Genomic DNA, 18,515 nt, shown 5'->3' with positions numbered 1-18,515 from the left:
GCGGCCCGTGGGCCCACCGGAGCGGTGCGGTGGGCCTCCGCGGTGTGCGGGGCGGGACGGGGCGGTGGTGCGCCGGTCAGGCGGTGCCGGTCCGGCGGGCCGTGCGCCCGGATATCTGCACGCGGTCGATGGCGCCGGTGGCCGGGTCGCGGTGGAAGTGCCCGCCCGGCTCCCGCCGGCCGGTGGCCGGATCGACCAGGTCGCAGGAGAGGTCCGGGTAGCAGACCAGCGGCGCCGGGGAGTCGCCGTCCACGGACAGTTCCGGGGAACCACTCGCACCGACCGTGATTCGGTACTCGGTCCGGCCGTTGCGGTAGGTGCCGGCGCACTCGGGGAGGGCGATGGGGGCGCCCCGGTGTGCGGGAGCCGGAGCGGTCGGCACGCGCACACCGGTGATCCGGGTGATGTCCTCGACCAGGTCGCGCCAGAGGGCGGTGGCGGAGGCGGCGTTGCCGGTGAAGGCGACCACCACACCGTCGGCCGGCTCCACCCGCAGGTGGCAGGAGGTGCCCTGGGCGTTCCCGTCGTGGCCGCACCACCACCGCCCGTCCTGCCGGAACAGCGCCAGGCCCAGTCCCCAGGCGTCCGCCAGGACGCCCGGTTCGGCTCCCGGCTCGGGGCGGCGCATCCGCGCGGCGGTGGCGGGCGGCAGCACGTCGGTCCGGCCGGCCAGGGCCCTTCCCAGCGCCGCCAGGTCCAGGGCGCTCGCCAGCAGGGCGCCGGCCGGCGCCTCCACGGGGGCCAGGTTCTGGTGCACCGGGCGCACCCGGCCCGACGCCGTGTTGACGGCGTGGCCGGCGGCGACCGGGCGGGCGGGGCGGGTGTCGCCGAGGAAGGCGGGGACGGTGCCGAGCGGGTCCAGCAGCAGCGCGCGGACGGCTTCCTGCCAGGTCATGCCCGTCACCGCCGCCACCAGGCGCCCGGCTGCCACGTAGCCGGCGTTGGAGTAGGAGAAGCCGGTCCCGGGCGCGAACAGCGCGTCCCGTGCGGTGCAGACCGCCGACAGGTAGCGGGAGGCGGTGGTGCCGGCGGCGGTGTCCGAGTCGGGCCCGGTGGGCAGGCCGGCGGTGTGGCCGAGCAGGTGGCGCACCGACACCGCGGGCAGTTCGCGCAGTTCGGGGAGGAACTCGGCGGCGGGGGCGTCCGGATCGAGGTCGCCGTCGTCGGCCAGGAGCATCACGGCGGCCGCCGTGCAGACCTTGGTGACGGATCCCAGCGGCACGGCCGTGTCCGCGGTGAAGGGGGCGCCCGTGGCGGCGTCGGCCGTTCCGGTGTGCACGCTCAGGAGCTGCGTCCCGGTGTCCACGGCCAATTGGGCGCCGGGCACCCGGTGGATGCGGGCGAGGGTGTCCAGACGGTCCTGTAACGCCTGGTGGGTCAGGGTCGGCCGCCGGTCGGTGACCGGAGCGCCGGTGGGATACGGCATGAGGAGGGGACTCCCGGTGAGTGGGTGGGGACGGGTGGCGGACCGGCCCGCGGGGTGAGCGGTGCGGGGCCGGGCCGGGGCGCGTCGGCGCCCGGTGTTACGGCCTGCCGACCTCGATCGGCAGGTGGCGTACGCCGACGATGACGGCCGGGTTCTGGAACGTGACGTCGCCCGGTGCGGGGACGGCGATGTCACGGAAGCGCTCCAGCAGCATGCGCAGCGCGATCCGCGCCTCCAGCCGGGCCAGTGGCGCGCCGAAGCAGAAGTGGATGCCGTGCCCGAAGGTCAGGTGGGGATTGGGACTGCGGGTCACGTCGAAGTCGTCCGGCGCGGTGAAGCGGGCCGGATCGCGGTTGGCGGCGCCCAGGTGGGCCATCAGCAGGGTGTCGGCCGGGAGTTCGCGGCCGCCGAGGACCACGGGGCGGGTGGTGCGGCGCCCCAGTTCGGGGAAGGGGGGCAGCCAGCGCAGCACCTCCTCGATGGCGTCCGGCAGCCTGCCGGGGTCGGCGCGCAGCGCGGTGAGCGTGCCGGGGTGCCGGTCGAAGGCCACCACGGCGTTCCCCAGCAGCGCCGTGGTGGTGATGTGCCCGGCGACCAGCAGCAGGGCCACGAACCCGACGATCTCCTCGTCCCTCAGGCGGGTGCCGTCCACCTCGGCGGTGAGGAGCCGGCCGATGAGGTCTTCCGCGGGATGTGCGCGGCGGCGGCGGATGTGGTCCAGGACGTAGCCGTTCATCTCGCGCACGGTCGGGGCGATGGCCTCCAGCGCCCGCTCCAGGTCGGCCATGTCGAGCGTCTCGCCGAGCTGGTCGCCGCCGAACAGGGTGCTCGCCCACTCCTGGAACAGCCTGTGGTCCTCGGCCGGTATGCCCAGCAGTTCGGCGATCACGATGATGGGGAGCGGATAGGCCAGGGCGTCGACCAGGTCGAAGCGGTCGCGGTCCCCGACCGCGTCCAGCAGTCTCGCGCACACGTCCTCGATGCGCGGTTCCAGCCCGTGCACCACCCGCGGGGTGAACGCCTGGCTCACCAGGGTGCGGAGCTTGCGGTGCTCCGGCGGGTCCATGCCGACGAAGTTGCCCTGGCGGAAGGCCTCGAAGTCCTCCTGGGTGGGGGTGATCGCGGAGAGGTCCGAGGAGTACGTCGCGGGGTCGGCGAGCACGGCGGCGACGCTCTGGTGGTCCACGACCTGCCACAGGCCCTGCTGTTCGTCGTGGACCACCGGCCCGGCGGCCCGTAAGGACCGCCATCGGTCGGTCAACGCGTCGAAGACCGAGGACCTCTGCCTCAGTTGGTTGCTGGTCACCTTTTCTCCCTTGGGTGGGGCGCGCAGGCGCAGCGGACCGCGGTTGCGGCGGGGCTGGGTGGTGGCTGTGCACGGCACGCCCGGTGGCGGCCGCCGTGCACGGCTCCGGGCGGACTCGTGGCCCGCGCCGGTGGGGACGGCGTGCGGTGACATGCGCTCCGCCGGCCGCTGCCGCCGGCGTCGAGCGGTCCGCCCGCCCGCTTACGGGCGGCGCGGCGCGGGGGAGGCGGGAGACGGCGGTCTCCCGTCGGCGCGCATGGTTGTCATGCGCTCGTCACTCAGGCCGCCCGGGCCGGGTCAACACGTCCGCCGGACCGCACTCCGGTCTTCCGCCCGTCCGAGGACGGACGGTGGCATCTGCCTCGCGGACCAAGCCGACATCACAAACCCCCCAGCGAAACCCTCCGCGCAGCCGTTGCGCGGACTTCCCCTGAACACACACGGACAGGCACCGGCCCGCAGGGCCGGACGCCTGATGGCGGGACGGAAGGGTGCACACATTCGGCCCGAACTGTTCGAGCGTAGGCCTAATGCGCCCTCCGCACACCTTCGTCCCGGTGGATCCCGGCCACAGTCTTCACGGTGTGTCACGCGATGGCAACCCCCGGAAATTTAACGGAGGGTGCTTTTCCCACCCGCGCACCGTGACCAACGAGTAGCTTCAACCGGAACCCGGCCCCTCACATCACGGTGCGGGGACCGGAACACCGCCTCCGCGTGTGCCCCTCACGCGCACCCTCAAACACCGGCCCCCTCAGATCGTCGGATTTTCCTGCGGGCGCCCGCCCCGGATGCGGGCCCGGACCGCCGGGAACCCACCGCGATCACCGGCGAAATCCCAGGTCGGCGAGGGTGTCGGGGCCGGCCCGGCCGGGCCGCGCGAGCCGGTCGGCTCCAGGGGTGGGACAGGTGTGCGAACCGGGCGCGGGGCGTCCCGGTGCACGACGGAGCAGAGTGGCACAGGAGGGCGCACAGGGGCGCACGCTCATATGAAATTGCATGGAGGCGTGCATCCTCACAACCCGCCTTCCGCGGAGCCGGCGCCGCCGGGACCGCGCCGGCCCCGCCTCGCGTCACCCCCCGGCGCCCCGGGGAGGACAGCCGTCCGCGGACACGGCCCAGTCCGCCACGAGGCGCGCCACGGCCTCCCGGTGCTCCGCCAGGAAGAAGTGCCCTCCCGGAAAGGCCCTCAGCCGGAAGTCCGCGGTCGTGTGGTCCTTCCACGCCGCGGCCCCCTCGTGTGCGACCCACCGGTCCCGGTCACCGGTGAGACACAGGACCGGCAGGCCCACCAGGGTGTGCTCCCTGGGCCGGTACAGCTCGACCGCGCGGTAGTCGTTGCGGATCGCGGGCATGACCATGTCGATGAGGTCCGGGTTCCGGACGACCTCGGCGTCGGTCCCGCCCATGTCGATGATGTGGTCCAGGAGCTCCCGGTCCGTGCCGAGGTGCACGCGGCTCTCCCGGGGCACCGACGGGGCGGACCGCCCGGAGACGACCAGGCGGCACGGCGCCGCCGGGCCCTCGCGTTCGAGCCGGACCGCCGTCTCGAAGGCCACGGTCGCTCCCATGCTGTGGCCGAAGAGCACGAGCGGCACGGGGGCGGCGGCGTACCGCCGGCAGGACGGCAGGATCCGGTCGGCGAGGCCCTCGATGGTGGTGACGAAGGGCTCGCCGAAGCGCTCCTGCCGGCCCGGGTACTGGACCGCCGAGAGGTCGAACCCCTCGGGGAAGCACGGGGCGAACGGCGCGAAGAACGTGGCGGCGCCCCCGGCGTGCGGAAAGAAGACCACGTGCGCCACAGGCCGTGCGCTCCTGCGCAGTTCCCTCATCCAGGGGTCTTTCCTCACCATCAGCGCCCTTCGCCTCTCCGTCCGGCACGGGCCCCGCCCCGCCACGGTGGACGCGCCGCGGCCCGTGATCCCGTTCGCCGGCCACCCTACGGCGTGGCGGCGCCGGCCGAAGCCCCGGGAACAAGACACGCGCCGCGCCCGGGGCGGCAGCGGCCGCCCCGCCGCGGGCTGCCGCGGCGGGGCGGTCCGAGGGGGGCTGCCCTACTTCCTCTTCGCCTTCTTCAAGGTGGCCTGCAGGGCGTAGAAGGAGGGCTTGCGCCGGAAGTCGTCGGTCATGACCGTCGCGGCGCCCTCCCCCTGGAAGAACACCGGGACCCAGGAGTACTTGTCGGTGAAGCCCCAGATCGTGAAGGAGTTGCAGTCCTCCACCGCCAGACAGGCCGACAGCGCCCGCTGGTAGTAGTCGGCCTGCTTCCGCAGCTGCGCAGCGGTGGGTTCGCCGTCCTCCGGCAGGTCCATGCGCACGTCCAGCTCGGTGACGGCCGTCTCGAGGCCGAGTTCGTCGAACCGGCGCAGGTTCTCCTCGAGGCCGCCGGGGAAGCCGTAGCGCATGCTCAGGTGCGCCTGCACGGAGAAGCCGTGCACGGGCACCCCCTGCTCGAGCAGGTCCTGGACGAGCTCGTAGTAGGCGTCGCTCTTGGCGTTGACGTCCTCGACGCCGTAGTCGTTGAAGAACAGCTTCGCCTCCGGGTCGGCCTGGTGCGCCCAGCGGAAGGCGTCGGCGACGATGCCCGGACCGAGCTCCCGGATCCAGATGTTCTCCTCGGTGCGCAGGTCGCCCTGCTCGTCGAAGATCTCGTTGGCCACGTCCCACTGCTGGATCCGGCCGGCGTAGCGGCCGACGACGGTGGTGATGTGCTCGCGCAGGATGGTGCGCAGCTCCTCGTCGGAGAAGTCGCCCTCCTCCAGCCACTCCGGGTTCTGGCTGTGCCACAGGAGCGTGTGGCCGCGCACGACCTGGTGGTGGCGTTCGGCGAAGTCGACGATGGCGTCGGCCGCACCGAAGTCGTACCGGTCCCGCTCCGGGCGGAGGTACTCCCACTTCATCTGGTTCTCGGGGGAGACCGAGTTGAACTGGCGCCCCAGGATCTTCCGGTACTCCCTGTCCGAGGTGAAGGGGTCCGGGTAGTCCTGCTCGAGGTGGTGGCCGCCGCCCGCCACGGCGGTGCCCACGAAGAAGCCGTCGGGAGCGGCCCAGCGCAGCCGGTCGAACCTGGCGTTGGAGTGGGACGCGGCCCCCTGGTCGGAGGACGGGTCGGCCGCGGCCGGTACCGCCGCCAGCGGCAGGGACAGGGCGGCCGTGGCGAGCGCGGCGGTGACGAAGCGGACGGGTCTCATCGGAGGACTCTCATTTCGGTCGGCCTTTTCGGAGTTTCCGGAAAGTTTCCGGATGCTGGGATCATGGACGCTAAGGGCTTGTCAGCCGGGCCGTCAATAGTCGTGCGGCACCCTGCTTCCCCCGCGGTCGCCACCGCCTGCCGCACCCGCGCTCCGGACGGACGCGGAGAAGCGGCGGCCGCCCGGGCACCGCGCGACCGGGGCGCCGCGGGGAGCGGCCCGTACGGCGTCCCGGCGCGGGAACTCCGGCGAGGCGTGAGGGGGGCAGCGCGCACGACGCGCTCCGCCGGCCGACCGGAACCGGACGGGCCGGGCGCCGGCTCGACCGGGTCCGCGGCGGCGGCCGGGGCGGCGTCCCGGCGGCGAAGGAGCCCGGCGCGCTCCCCGCGTCGCTCCCGCGGCGGCGGGTGGGCGGACGGCCCGCGGGGCCCTCGAACCCGCCGGGGCCCGGCCTCCGCGGCGGCCGGCGGGTCACCCGTACGGCCCCGGATCGGCCGCCCGGGCCCGCCGCCGCGCCGCTCGGACCAGAGCGCCGGGCGCCCGTGGTGCCCCACGCCGCCAGACAGGGCGAACACCGCACGGCCCGCCGCGCGCCGCCCCCAGCACCCGCGCCAGTTCGGCCGGCCGCAGCGCCGGCCGCGCGGCCGCCGCTGCGGCGCGGAGGGCGGGAGGAGGGCGACGGCGCCTGCGACGTGCGCGCGCTGCTGGCCGCGTACTGCGGCCCCCGGGTCTCCTTCGCGGAGCCCGGCGCCCCGGTGACCCTCCCGGCCCGCGCGGCCCGGGAGTTGGCGGCGGCCGTCGGCGCGGCCCTGGACAACGCGCGGCGGCACGCGGGCGGCCCGGGGGGCGAGGAGGCGCAGGTGTGGCTCCTGCTGGAGGACGAGCCGGACGCCGTCGTGGTGACGGTCCGGGACGACGGCCCGGGCATCCCGCCCGGGCGGCTGGAGGCCGCGGAGGCCGAGGGCCGGATGGGTGTGGCGCTGTCCATCCGGGGGCGGCTGCGGGACCTGGGCGGCAGCGCGGAGCTGGTGTCGGTGCCGGGGCAGGGGACGGAAGTCGAGATGAGGGTGCCCAAGGATGACCGGTGAGAGCGGGGAGCGGAACGGCCGGCCGGCCGTGCGGGTCATGGTCGTCGACGACCACCCGATGTGGCGGGACGCGGTCGCCCGCGACCTGACCGAGGCGGGTTTCACGGTGGTGGCCACCGCCGGGGACGGCCCCCAGGCCGTGCGCCGGGCACGGGCCACCGAGCCGGACGTGCTGGTGCTCGACCTCAACCTGCCGGGTCTGCCCGGGGTCGAGGTGTGCCGGCAGCTGGTCGGCCCGGACGGCGCGGGCCCGCGGGTGCTGGTGCTCTCCGCCAGTGGCGAGCACGCGGACGTGCTGGAGGCGGTGAAGTCGGGGGCGACGGGGTACCTGGTGAAGTCGGCGAGCACCGGGGAGCTGCTGGACGCGGTGCGCCGCACCGCCGACGGGGACCCGGTGTTCACCCCGGGCCTGGCCGGCCTGGTGCTCGGCGAGTACCGGCGGCTGGCCGGGGGCTCCGAGCCGCGCGAGCCCGACCGGCCCGCCGCGCCCCGGCTGACCGAGCGGGAGACCGAGGTGCTGCGGCTGGTCGCCAAGGGGCTGTCGTACAAGCAGATCGCCGAGCGGCTGGTCATCTCGCACCGCACCGTGCAGAACCACGTGCAGAACACCCTCGGCAAGCTCCAGCTCCACAACCGCGTGGAACTGGTGCGCTACGCGATAGAGCGCGGCCTGGACGACGCCTGAGCCCCGCGGCGCCCTCCCGCCCCGGCGCGTGTTCCACCGCCCCACCCGGGCACCCGGCCGTTAGCGTGACCGGAACGGACACCGACGGGAGAGACCGGAGCCCGGCTTCCGGGCGGAGAGGGGAATTCCATGCGGGTCGGAGTGCTCACCGGGGGCAGCGACTGCCCCGGCCTCAACGCGGCGCTGCGCGCGGTCGTCCGCAAGGGCGTGCAGGAGTACGGCGACGAGTTCGTCGGCTTCCGCGACGGCTGGCGCGGTGTGCTGCGGGACGAGACCGTGGCGCTCGACATCCCGGCGGTGCGCGGCACCCTGCCGCGCGGCGGCACCATCCTGGGCTCCACGCGCACCAACCCCCTCCTCCTGGACGACGGCCTCGACCGGGTGCGCGGCACCCTCGCCCGCCACCGGCTGGACGCCCTGATCGTGATCGGCGGGACCGCGACGCTCGGCGTCGCGGCGCAGCTCGCCGACGACCACGGCGTCCCCCTCGTGGGAGTCCCCAAGACCATCGACAACGACATCCCCCTCACCGACTACACCATCGGCTTCGACACGGCCGTCGGCGTCGCCACCGAGACCATCGACCGGCTGCACACCACCGCCGAGTCCCACAAGCGGGTGCTGGTGGTGGAGGTGATGGGGCGCAGCGCCGGGTGGATCGCGCTGCACGCCGGGCTGGCCGGCGGCGCCAACTGCATCCTCATCCCCGAGCGGCCCTTCAGCGTGGAACGGGTGTGCGGCTGGGTCGAGTCCCGCTTCCGCGCCACCTACGCCCCGATCGTCGTCATCGCCGACAGCGCGCTGCCCGAGACCGGCGAGATCACCCTGCACCGCGACGTCACGCCGCCGCCCGGCGCCGACCCCAGGGCCCGGCTCTCCGGGGTGGGCGAGTGGCTGGGCAGGGAGATCGAGCGGCGCACCGGCAAGGAGTCCCGCACCACCGTGCTCGGCCACATCCAGCGCGGCGGCAGCCCCAGCCCGTTCGACCGCTGGCTGGCCACCCGCTTCGGCCTGCACGCCATCGACGCGGTGCACGACGGCGACTGGGGCGTGATGACGGCGCTGCAGGGCACCCGGATCGCCCGGGTGCGGCTGGCCGCGGCGACCTCCACGCTCAAGACGGTCGACCCCGCGCTGTACGAGGAGGCGAGCGTCTTCTTCGGCTGACGGCCCCGCCCGCGCGCCCGGCCCGTGCCCAGCCCGGCGGGGGAGCGCGGGCCGGGCACCGGGCGGGGGCCGCTCAGACCGGTACGGCGGCCAGCAGGTCGGCCACGATCCGCGGCCCCTCCAGCGTCAGCACCGACTCGGGGTGGAACTGCACCCCGGCGAAGCGGGGACCGCGCAGCGCGTGGACGTCCCCGCGGGCCGGGTCACGGCTCAGCTCCACCCCGCGCGCGGCCAGCGCGCGGACGGCCGCCTCGTCGCAGCGGGCGGTGAAGGAGTTGTAGAAGCCGACGGTCCGGGCGGTGCCGAACAGGTCGATCCGCTCCTGCGCGCCCTGGTACGGCTCGTCCCTGCGGACCAGGGGCAGGCCCAGCTCTGCGGCGATCAGCTCGTGGCCCAGGCAGACGCCCAGCACCCCGTGCCGGTGGCCGCGCAGCAGCTCGGCGGCGAGCGGGCGCAGCAGCCGCATCTTCGGGTCGGCCGCGTCCCGCGGGTCGCCCGGTCCGGGGCCGAGGACGACGGGGCCGGGGTGGGCGAGGGCCGCCTCGCGCAGTCCCGGCTCGTCGTACCGCCGCACCGCCACCTCCAGCCCGGTGGAGCGCAGCAGGTGGGCCAGCATCGAGGTGAAGGTGTCCTCACCGTCCACCACCAGCACCCTCCCGCGGACCGCGCCGCCGGTCCGCGCGCCGGTCGCGCCGTCGCCGTCGCCGTCCGTCCGCATCCGCAGCCAGAACGGGGCGAGGCCGGCGCGCCGCGCGTCCAGGGCGGCCCGCACCCGCGGGTCGTCCGCCAGGCGCGGGCGCACGGGCGCTCGCGCCGCGTCCCCGGCCGGCTGCGCCGGTCCCGGCCGCACGCCCAGCGCGGTCAGCACCCCGGCGGCCTTGGCGTGGGTCTCGGCGACCTCGCCCGCCGGGTCGGAGGCGCGCACCAGCGTGGCGCCCACCGGCACCCGCAGGTCGCCGGTGGCCGCGTCGATGTCGGCGGTGCGGATCAGGATGGGGGAGTCCAGGGTCTGGGCGCCGCCGGAGTCCCGGCCGAGCAGCGCCAGCGCGCCCGCGTAGTAGCCGCGCCCGCCCGCCTCGTGGCGCCGGATCACCCGGCAGGCGTTCTCCACCGGGCTGCCGGTGACGGTCGCGGCGAACATCGTCTCGCGCAGCACGTCGCGGACGTCCCAGGTGCTGCGCCCGCGCAGCTCGTACTCGGTGTGCGCCAGGTGGGCCATCTCCTTCAGCCGCGGCCCGACCACCACCCCGCCCCTGTCGCCGACGGTGCACATCATCTTCAGCTCCTCGTCGACGACCATCGACAGCTCCTCGGTCTCCTTGCGGTCGCCGAGGAACGCCAGCAGGTCCTCCGCGGTCGGGCCGGAAGGGGGGTAGCGGTAGGTGCCGCTGATGGGGTTCATCACCACCGTCCCGCCGCTCATCCGCACGTGGACCTCGGGGCTGGCCCCCACCAGCGTGCGCTCGCCGGTGTGGACGACGTAGGTCCAGTACGCCCCGCGCTCCCCGGTCAGCAGGTGCCGGAACAGGGCCAGCGCGTCGGCGAGCCCGTAGCCGGGGATCGTGCCCCGGTAGGTGCGGCGGACGACGAAGTTGGCGCCCTCGCCGGCGGCGATCTCGTCCCGGACGACCCGGCGCACCACCTCCGCGTACTCCTCGTCGGAGACGTCGAAGCCCCCCGCGGCGACCCGCACCGGGTGGCGGGGGAGCGCGGCCAGGACCGCCTCCAGGGGCAGCTCGAACCGCTCGGCGGCGGTGAGGACGGCCAGCGGGGTGCCGTCGTCGACGGCGTCGAAGCCGCGTTCGCGGATCTGCCGGAAGGGCACCAGGGCGAGGGTGCCGAGCTCCCCGACGGGGAGGTCGGCCAGCCGCTCCGCCTCGGTGACCGGTCCGAGCAGCACCTCGACGGTGCGCCCGTCCCGGCCCGGGGTGCGCCGCCGCAGCAGCGCGAAGGGGGTGCTCACGTCGGCCGACAGCCGGGCGATCAGGGCGCCGGCGTCCGCGGGGCGGGCGGGTTCGGCGGTGCCGGGGTGCTCGGCGGGCTCGGTGGTTTCCACAGCGGGTCCGTTCCTTCCTGCCCGGAAGGGACGGCCGGGTGCGCCGGGCGGTGCCCGGCACGGCGAAGGCCGCCCTTCGGGCGGCCTTCGCGTCGGTGGTCGTCAGTGCGCGCGTCGGTGGGCCGCCGAGGGGGCGGGCCACCACCAGGCGGCGGCCGTGGGGGCCGCCGGGGTCGTCTGCGCGAACATGGTCCGGACCCTACCCGATCGGCCCGGCCCGCGGCAGCCCGTGTCTCATCCTTCGGGCAGCGGAGCGGGGGGCCGGAGGCCGCCGCGTAGTCTGGGGGTGTGACCGTGAACGCCAAACCCGACGCCGGTGCCAACACCTGGCGAGACCTACCCGCGGCGCAGCAGCCCGACTGGCCGGACTCCGAGGCTCTGCGCGACGTGATCGCCGAGCTCGAGTCCTATCCGCCGCTGGTCTTCGCAGGCGAGTGCGACCAGCTCCGGGAGCGCATGGCCTCCGTGGCCAGGGGCGAGGCGTTCCTCCTCCAGGGAGGGGACTGCGCCGAGGCGTTCGACGCCGTCTCCGCCGAGCAGATCAGGAACAAGCTCAAGACGCTGCTCCAGATGGGGGCCGTGCTCACCTACGCCGGATCCGTCCCCGTGGTGAAGGTGGGCCGGATCGCCGGTCAGTACAGCAAGCCGCGCTCGAAGCCGACCGAGACCCGCGACGGGGTCACGCTCCCCTCCTACCGGGGCGACTCCGTCAACGGCTTCGAGTTCACCCCCGAGGCCCGCACCCCGGACCCGCAGCGGCTCAAGCGGATGTACCACGCCTCGTCCGCCACGCTGAACCTGGTGCGCGCCTTCACCACCGGCGGCTACGCCGACCTGCGCCAGGTGCACGCCTGGAACCAGGACTTCGTGAGGAACTCGCCCTCGGGGCAGCGCTACGAGGCCCTGGCCCGGGAGATCGACCGGGCGCTGAACTTCATGAACGCCTGCGGGGTGGACCCGGAGGAGTTCAAGACGGTGGAGTTCTACGCCTCCCACGAGGCGCTGATCCTCGACTACGAGTCGGCGCTGACGCGGGTGGACTCCCGTACGGGCAACCTGTACGACGTCTCCGGCCACATGGTCTGGATCGGGGAGCGCACCCGGCAGCTGGACGGCGCGCACATCGAGTTCGCCTCCCGCATCCGCAACCCGATCGGGGTCAAGCTGGGGCCGACCACCACGCCCGAGGACGCCCTGACGCTGATCGAGCGGCTGGACCCGGACCGCGAGCCCGGCCGGCTGACGTTCATCACCCGGATGGGGGCCGACAAGATCCGCGACCGGCTTCCCACCCTGGTGGAGAAGGTCACGGCCTCCGGCGCCCAGGTGGCCTGGGTGTGCGACCCGATGCACGGCAACACCTTCGAGGCGGCCAGCGGGCACAAGACGCGGCGCTTCGACGACGTGCTCGACGAGGTCAAGGGCTTCTTCGAGGTCCACAAGGGCCTGGGCACCCACCCGGGCGGCATCCACGTGGAGCTGACCGGCGACGACGTCACCGAGTGCGTGGGCGGCGGTGACGAGATCTTCGTCGACGACCTGCACCAGCGCTACGAGACGGCCTGCGACCCGCGTCTGAACCGCAGCCAGTCCCTCGACCTGGCCTTCCTGGTCGCGGAGATGTACCGGGACCAGTGAGCGGCCGGGCGTCGGTGCCCGGCGGGCCGCGTACGGAGCGTCGAGCGTGATGGGGCGCGGATCACACCGGTCCGCGCCCCATCGGCCTGTCGGAGGCGGCACGGCGCAACTAAGGTAAGGTTTACCTGACCTGCCCGGGGGCGGGTCCTTCGATCCTGTCCGGCTGCTGCGGCGGAGGTGAACCGCGTGTACGTCTGCTCGTGCTTCGGCGTCACGGAGGAGCAGATCCGCGAGCACGCGGCCGCCGGGGCCTGCACCCCGCGCCGGATAGCCTCCGCGAGCCGGGCGGGCACCGACTGCGGCTCCTGTGTCCGCCGCATCCAGGGGCTGCTGGGCCGCGGCGGCTGCCCGCGCCGCGAGGCCGCGGCCCGCTCCGCCGGTACGCCGCCGCAGGTGCCCGGCGTTCCGGGCCCGAGTGCCCCCGGTGCGGCCTCCCCGGCCTCCCCCGCGGTCCCGGCGCCCGCTCCCGCCGCCGCGGTGCCGGCTGCGTGGCCCGGCCGGAGCGTCGCGGCCTGAGCCGGCGGGGCCCCGGCTTCCGTCAGCCCTTCTTCTCGTAGCCGTGGCCGTAGCCCTGCCCGTCCGGCTGCTCGATCTGCTGGGCGATGTACAGGGGCTCGCCGAGCTTCTCGATCAGCTGGAGCTGGGTGTCGAGGTAGTCGATGTGCTCCTCCTCGTCGGCGAGGATGTCCTCGAAGACGTTGGCCGAGGTGATGTCGCCTTTGGCCCGCATCACCTCGATGCCGCGCCGCAGCCGGTCGATCGCCTCGACCTCGACCTGGCGGTCCGCCTGGAACATCTCGGTGAGGGTCTGGCCCACCCTGACGTGGAAGAGCCGCTGGTAGTTGGGCAGCGCCTCCAGGAAGATGATGCGGTCGGTCAGCCGTTCGGCGTGCCGCATCTCGTCGAACGACTCGTCCCGGGTGTACTTCGCGAGCCTCGTCCAGCCGTTGTGCTCCTGCAGCTTGGCGTGGAGGAAGTACTGGTTGATCGCCGTCAGTTCGGCGGTGAGCTGTTCGTTGAGGAACTCGATGACCTCGGGGTCGCCCTGCATGCCGGCATGGTTCCTTCCACGGGGGGCCGGTCGGATGCGCGCATCCTCGCACCGTCGTGCACATTGGTCCAGTAAGTGACGACCTGTCCGTTGTGTTGGCTTTCGATGTGGTGAGGCGGTGGTCGGCGGCGCCCCGGGGGTCTGTCACCATGGAGTCATGGATCAGCCGGAAAGCCGCAAGGAGGAGCATCCACGCCTTCCGCCGGGGCAGCGGATCCAGCGCGGCTGGCCGGTGACGCACTACGGGCCGGTGCCCAGGTTCCGGCCCGAGCGCTGGGAGTTCCGGGTCTTCGGGGCCACCGCCGACGGCGGCACCTTCAGCTGGAACCACGAGGAGTTCTCGGCGCTGCCGCACGAGACCGTCGTCGGGGACCTCCACTGCGTCACCCGCTTCAGCATGCTGGACGTGGAGTGGGGCGGGGTGCCCGCCCGCGCGATCCTGGAGAAGGTGCCGCCCGCGCGGCAGGTCACCCATGTGATGGTGTGGGCCGAGTACGGCTACAGCGCCAACCTGCGGTTGTCGGACTTCGCGGCCGGGCACACCCTCTTCGCCACGCACCGCGCGGGCGAGCCCCTCACTGCCGAGCACGGGTTCCCGGTGCGGCTGGTGGTGCCCCACCTGTACGCGTGGAAGGGCCCCAAGTGGGTGCGGGGCGTGGAGTACATGACGGCCGACCGCCGGGGCTTCTGGGAGGAGCGGGGCTACCACAACATCGGCGACCCCTGGCACGAGCAGCGCTACTCGTACCAGGAGGAGCCGGGCGACGGGCCGCAGCCGTAGCCGCCCGGGGGACGCCCCGGAGCCGCCGCCCGGGTCCCTCAGGCCGCCCGCTCAGCTCCTGAGCCCCTTCAGCAGCGCCAGGTCCGCCGCGTGGCCCTCCTTGCCGCCCGGGGTCTCGATGACCAGCGGCACGCCCTCCGTGGCCGGATGGCGCAGCAGCTCGCGGAACGGCTCCGCACCGATGTGACCGGAGCCGATGGCGGCGTGGCGGTCCCGGCGGGCGCCCGCGACGTCCTGGGAGTCGTTGGCGTGGACCAGCCGCAGCCGCCCCCCGCCCACCGCCGCCGTCACCTCGTCCAGCAGTGCCTTCGCGCCGCCCTCGGCGGTCATGTCGTGCCCGGCGGCGAAGGCGTGGCAGGTGTCCAGGCAGACCCCCAGCCGGGGATGGTGGTCCAGGGCGTCGAAGTAGGGGCCGAGGTCCTCGGCGCGCGCGCACAGCGAGGCGCCCTGGCCGGCCGTCGGCTCCAGCAGCAGCCACGGGTCGCCGCGGTCGCCCGGGTCCAGCTCGTCCAGGATCGGCAGCACCAGTTCGCGCACCTGGGCCAGGGCCGCCGCGCGGCTGCGTCCGCCGGTGGCCGACCCGGTGTGCACCACCACGCCCAGGGCCCCGATCTGCCGGGCCCGGTGCAGCGAGTGGCGCAGCGAGACGGCCGACAGCTCGGCCGTGGTCCGGTTGTGGGAGCCGAAGTTGATCAGATAGGGGGCGTGGACGTAGGCCGGGATGCCCTCTTCGGCGCAGGCCGTGCGGAACGCCTCGTCCTGCCGGGGGTCGCCGGCCGGGGTGGCCCAGCCGCGCGGGTTGGCGACGAAGACCTGTACGGCCTCGGCGCCGATCTCGCGCGCGTAGGCCAGCCCCTTGGCGGCGAGTCCGCCGGAGACGGCGACGTGGCTGCCGACCGGGTTGCGGGACCGGCCCGCCGGGGCGTCGGGGGAGGGGGAAGGTGCTGTGCTCACACACCGAGGGTGCCAGGTGCGCGCGGCACACGGCCCGGCGGCCCGCTCGCAGCGGGCCGCCGGGCCGTGGGGGAGGAGCCGTCCCGTCCGGGCGGGAGGGCCGGTCAGTAGGCCGAGTCGACGTTGTCCATCGAGCCGTACCGGTCGGCGGCGTAGTTGCACGCGGCGACGATGTTGGCCACCGGGTCGTACAGGTCGTACTCGGTGCCCTCGACGTGGTAGGCGTCGAAGGTGGGCTGGATCACCTGGAGCAGGCCCTTGGAGGGGACGCCGTTGCGGGCGTTGATGTCCCAGGTGTTGATGGCCCGCGGGTTGCCGCTGGACTCGCGCATGATGTTGCGGTGGATGCCCTCGTAGGTGCCGGGGATGCCCTCGCGCTCCATGATGGCCAGGGCCTCGCGTATCCAGCCGTCGAGGTTGTCCGGGTACTCGGTGGCGGCGGCCGCGTCCCGCTCGTGCGAACGGCTGGCGGCCTGGCCGGTGCCGGCCTCCGCCGCGCGCTCGGCCTGGACCTGGGCCCGGGTCTCGGCCTGGGCCTCGGCTTCCTTCTCCGCCTCGGCCTCCTTCTCCGCCTCGGCCTTCTGCGCGGCCTCGACGGCGTCGGTCTGGGCCTGCTGGTAGGCGGTGGAGGCGCGGGCGCGCAGCCCGCCCTGCTCGGCCGAGAGCTCGTCGGCCTGGGCGGCCGTCTCCGCCGGGAGGGCGGCGGAGGCGGCGGCGGGCCTGGCCTCGGCCCGGGTGTCGCCCTGCTCGCCGCCGGGGGCGAAGCCGAGGGCCAGGGTGGCGGCGCCGGTGACGGCGGCCAGGCCGAGGGCGGAGGTGCGCTGGGTGGTGTTCAGGCGGGTGCCGGTCAGGCGGAACTGGTCGAGGATGCGGGTCACGGTCATGGGGGAGGAGAACCTCTTCCGATCGCTTGCGTCGCAGAGCCGGATCAGCCGGGCCGGCCAGGGGGGCCGAGCGGATTGCGCCGGGTTCTGCTCCTCGGCGCTGGGCGACTCCTGCATTGTTAGCGGCCGGAACTTTCGGGGACAAAGGTGTGACGTACTACCCGAAGTCGTAGGTTCTCCGCTCAACGGGCACACGAACGGCGATCGTGGCCGCTCAGGCGGCCGCGATGCCCACTATGCCCCTTCGTAAGTGATCTGGGTCCTATGGGGCGTCTCACAACGCATGCCCGTTCAAGCAACGCTCGGTGAGCGGGTCAGCGCACCCAGACGGTGATCGTCGAGCCGCGCGGTGCCCGCTCGCCGCCGCGGACGGACTGGTCGAAGACCGTCCCGGTGAAGAAGACCCTGCGGACCCGCACCTCGAAGCCCGCCTCCTCCAGGGCTGCGCGGGCCTCCTCCTCGCCCATGCCCTCCACGTCGGGGACGGCGACCATGTCCGGCCCCTTGGAGACGGTGAGGGTCACGGTGTCGCCCTCGGCCGCGACCGAGCCCTCGCCCGGGGACTGCCGGGCCACCGTGCCCGCCTCCTCCCCGGAGAAGACCCGCTCCGGGGCCGTCTCGGCCGTCAGCCCGGCCTCGGTCAGCCGCTGCCGTGCGGCGCCCTCGGGCATCCCGGTGACGTCGGGCACCTCGATCCGCGCCCCCTTGGAGACGGTGAGCGCCACGGCCGTGCCCGGCCGGCGCGCGCTGCCCGCCCCCGGGTCGGTGCGGACCACCGAACCCCGCTCCACGTCCCGGGAGAACTCCCTGGTCACCATGCCGGGCTCCAGCCCGGCCTCCTTGATCAGACGGCGCGCGTCGGCGAGCGCCTCCCCGGCCACGTCGGGGACCTCGACCCGCTCCGGGCCCTCGGAGACGGTGAGGGTCACCGTGCCGTTGGTGCGGATGCGCTCGCCGCGGCCCGGATCGCTGGAGGCCACCCGGCCCCGCTCCACGGTGTCGCTGTGCTCGCGGGCGATCCGCCACTCCAGCCCGGCCTCCTCGACGACCCGCTTGGCCTCGGCCTCGGTCAGGTCGATCACCCCGGGGGTGCGGGTGAACTGCCCGGAGTTGACGTACCACACGCCCAGCACGCCCCCCAGCACCAGCAGGACGGCGGCGACCAGCGCCGGCACCGAGCGGCGCGACCGGGGCCCGGCACCGCGGAACGGGCCCGTCCGGCGCCTGCCGGTACCCGCCCCGGCGGGTGCCGGCGGCTCCCCGGGGGGTACCGCGGGCGCGGGCAGCACGCTGGTGTGCTCCGGGGCGGCCCCGCCCGCGGCGCCCCCGGTCCCGGGGGCGCGGCGGGGCAGGACGGTGGTGGGGTCCTCGGCCCCGGCGGACGCGCCCGCACCGGTGGCGGCGGGGGGAAGGGCGTCCAGCTGCCCGTCGGTCAGCGACTGCCGCACCGCGCGGACCTCGGCGAGCAGCTCCACCGCGTCGGCAGGCCGGAGCCCGGGGTCGCGGGCCGCCGAGCGGGCGACCAGGGCGTCCAGCGCGGCCGCCAGGCCGGGGACGGCGGCGGACGGCGCCGGGACGTCCTCCTGGAGGTGCTGGTAGAGCACCTGGGCCGGGGTGCCGCCGGCGTGCGGCTTGGCGCCCGTCAGCATCTCGTAGAGCACCACGCCGCAGGCGTAGACGTCGGCGCGGGCGTCGGCGGTGCCGTGCTCGATCTGCTCGGGGGCGAGGTAGGAGACGGTGCCCATCACCGAACCGGTGGAGGCGGAGGTCTGCTGGCCGACGGCCCGCACCAGCCCGAAGTCGGCGACCTTCACCCGTCCGTCGTCCCCTATCAGGACGTTCTCCGGCTTCACGTCGCGGTGGACCAGCCCGGCCAGGTGGGCGGCGCCCAGCGCGGCCAGCACCGGCTCCAGCACGTCCAGGGCGGCGCGCGGCTGGAGCGCCCCGCGCTCGCGCAGCACGTCGCGCAGGGTGCAGCCCTCGACGTACTCCATCGCCAGGTAGACGTAGCCGCCGTCCGAGCCCTGGTCGAAGACGCCCACCACGTTGGGGTGGGCCAGGCGCGCGGCGGACTTGGCCTCCCGGATGAACCGGTCGACGAAGGAGCCGTCGCCGACGAGGGAGGGGTGCATCACCTTCAGGGCCAGCACCCGGTCCAGCCGGGTGTCCAGCGCCCGGTAGACCGTGGCCATGCCGCCGACGGCGATCCGCGACTCCACGCGGTACCGGCCGTCCAGCACGTGCCCGATCAACGGGTCCCGAAGGGTGGTGTCCACGGCGCAGAGTCT

At 74.7% G+C, this 18,515-nt stretch carries 14 protein-coding genes and 1 pseudogene; 6 read left to right on the top strand and 9 right to left on the bottom strand.

What is annotated here, in order from left to right:
- Positions 1-76: 76 nt before the first annotated feature.
- The 4 genes from ACFSJS_RS20615 to ACFSJS_RS20600 all read right to left on the bottom strand — a co-directional run bounded on the left by ACFSJS_RS20615 (position 77) and on the right by ACFSJS_RS20600 (position 5,923).
- A complete protein-coding gene (locus ACFSJS_RS20615) occupies positions 77-1,426 on the bottom strand; it encodes a serine hydrolase domain-containing protein (protein ID WP_380902535.1) in 1,350 nt (449 codons plus the stop codon).
- Between the two features lie 97 nt (positions 1,427-1,523).
- The gene (locus ACFSJS_RS20610) at positions 1,524-2,732 is read right to left on the bottom strand and encodes a cytochrome P450 (protein WP_380902533.1); all 1,209 of its coding nucleotides are present in this window, start codon (positions 2,730-2,732) and stop codon (positions 1,524-1,526) included.
- 1,073 nt (positions 2,733-3,805) lie between these two features.
- On the bottom strand, positions 3,806-4,564 hold the full coding sequence (locus tag ACFSJS_RS20605) for a thioesterase II family protein (protein WP_380902531.1): 759 nt from the start codon (positions 4,562-4,564) through the stop codon (positions 3,806-3,808).
- 222 nt (positions 4,565-4,786) lie between these two features.
- The gene (locus ACFSJS_RS20600; RefSeq protein ID WP_380902529.1) at positions 4,787-5,923 is read right to left on the bottom strand and encodes an endo-1,4-beta-xylanase; all 1,137 of its coding nucleotides are present in this window, start codon (positions 5,921-5,923) and stop codon (positions 4,787-4,789) included.
- Between the two features lie 599 nt (positions 5,924-6,522).
- Between ACFSJS_RS20600 and ACFSJS_RS20595 the strand changes: the two are divergent.
- The 3 genes and pseudogenes from ACFSJS_RS20595 to ACFSJS_RS20585 all read left to right on the top strand — a co-directional run.
- A pseudogene (locus tag ACFSJS_RS20595) lies at positions 6,523-7,011 on the top strand (sensor histidine kinase); the annotation flags it as partial.
- Positions 7,001-7,696, top strand: coding sequence for a response regulator (locus ACFSJS_RS20590; protein WP_380902527.1), 696 nt, complete (start codon positions 7,001-7,003; stop codon positions 7,694-7,696). The pseudogene ACFSJS_RS20595 and the gene ACFSJS_RS20590, both read left to right, overlap by 11 nt.
- A gap of 129 nt (positions 7,697-7,825) precedes the next feature.
- Complete coding sequence (locus ACFSJS_RS20585) at positions 7,826-8,863, top strand: ATP-dependent 6-phosphofructokinase (protein WP_380902525.1); 1,038 nt, start codon at positions 7,826-7,828, stop codon at positions 8,861-8,863.
- Positions 8,864-8,936: 73 nt separating this feature from the next.
- Here ACFSJS_RS20585 and ACFSJS_RS20580 read toward each other — a convergent pair whose 3' ends face one another.
- Positions 8,937-10,850, bottom strand: a complete 1,914-nt coding sequence (locus ACFSJS_RS20580; protein ID WP_380902598.1) for an anthranilate synthase family protein — start codon at positions 10,848-10,850, stop codon at positions 8,937-8,939.
- A gap of 357 nt (positions 10,851-11,207) precedes the next feature.
- On the opposite strand from ACFSJS_RS20580, the gene ACFSJS_RS20575 reads away from it, so the two are divergent.
- Both ACFSJS_RS20575 and ACFSJS_RS20570 read left to right on the top strand, forming a co-directional pair.
- Entirely contained in the window at positions 11,208-12,557 is a 1,350-nt protein-coding gene (locus ACFSJS_RS20575; RefSeq protein WP_380902523.1) for a class II 3-deoxy-7-phosphoheptulonate synthase, read from the top strand.
- Between the two features lie 186 nt (positions 12,558-12,743).
- The gene (locus ACFSJS_RS20570) at positions 12,744-13,073 is read left to right on the top strand and encodes a (2Fe-2S)-binding protein (protein ID WP_380902521.1); all 330 of its coding nucleotides are present in this window, start codon (positions 12,744-12,746) and stop codon (positions 13,071-13,073) included.
- A gap of 22 nt (positions 13,074-13,095) precedes the next feature.
- On the opposite strand, the gene bfr is transcribed toward ACFSJS_RS20570, so the two are convergent.
- On the bottom strand, positions 13,096-13,608 hold the full coding sequence (gene bfr / locus ACFSJS_RS20565; protein WP_380902519.1) for a bacterioferritin: 513 nt from the start codon (positions 13,606-13,608) through the stop codon (positions 13,096-13,098).
- A 157-nt stretch (positions 13,609-13,765) separates the two neighbouring features.
- On the opposite strand from bfr, the gene ACFSJS_RS20560 reads away from it, so the two are divergent.
- Positions 13,766-14,389 carry a sulfite oxidase-like oxidoreductase gene (locus tag ACFSJS_RS20560; protein ID WP_380902517.1) on the top strand — a complete coding sequence of 208 codons (624 nt, stop codon included), beginning with the start codon at positions 13,766-13,768 and terminating at the stop codon, positions 14,387-14,389.
- 51 nt (positions 14,390-14,440) lie between these two features.
- Here the strand turns inward: ACFSJS_RS20560 and ACFSJS_RS20555 are convergent, their stop codons facing one another.
- From ACFSJS_RS20555 to pknB, 3 genes are all read right to left on the bottom strand, one after another.
- Complete coding sequence (locus tag ACFSJS_RS20555) at positions 14,441-15,343, bottom strand: deoxyribonuclease IV (protein WP_380902515.1); 903 nt, start codon at positions 15,341-15,343, stop codon at positions 14,441-14,443.
- Between the two features lie 104 nt (positions 15,344-15,447).
- Entirely contained in the window at positions 15,448-16,227 is a 780-nt protein-coding gene (locus tag ACFSJS_RS20550; RefSeq protein ID WP_380902513.1) for a transglycosylase SLT domain-containing protein, read from the bottom strand.
- A gap of 314 nt (positions 16,228-16,541) precedes the next feature.
- Positions 16,542-18,503, bottom strand: a complete 1,962-nt coding sequence (pknB, locus tag ACFSJS_RS20545) for a Stk1 family PASTA domain-containing Ser/Thr kinase (protein ID WP_380902511.1) — start codon at positions 18,501-18,503, stop codon at positions 16,542-16,544.
- Positions 18,504-18,515: the final 12 nt, after the last annotated feature.

The sequence above is a fragment of the Streptomyces desertarenae genome, from assembly GCF_042681365.1.
GTDB classification, from domain to species: domain Bacteria; phylum Actinomycetota; class Actinomycetes; order Streptomycetales; family Streptomycetaceae; genus Streptomyces; species Streptomyces desertarenae.
This window is presented reverse-complemented; position numbering and strand designations above follow the sequence as displayed.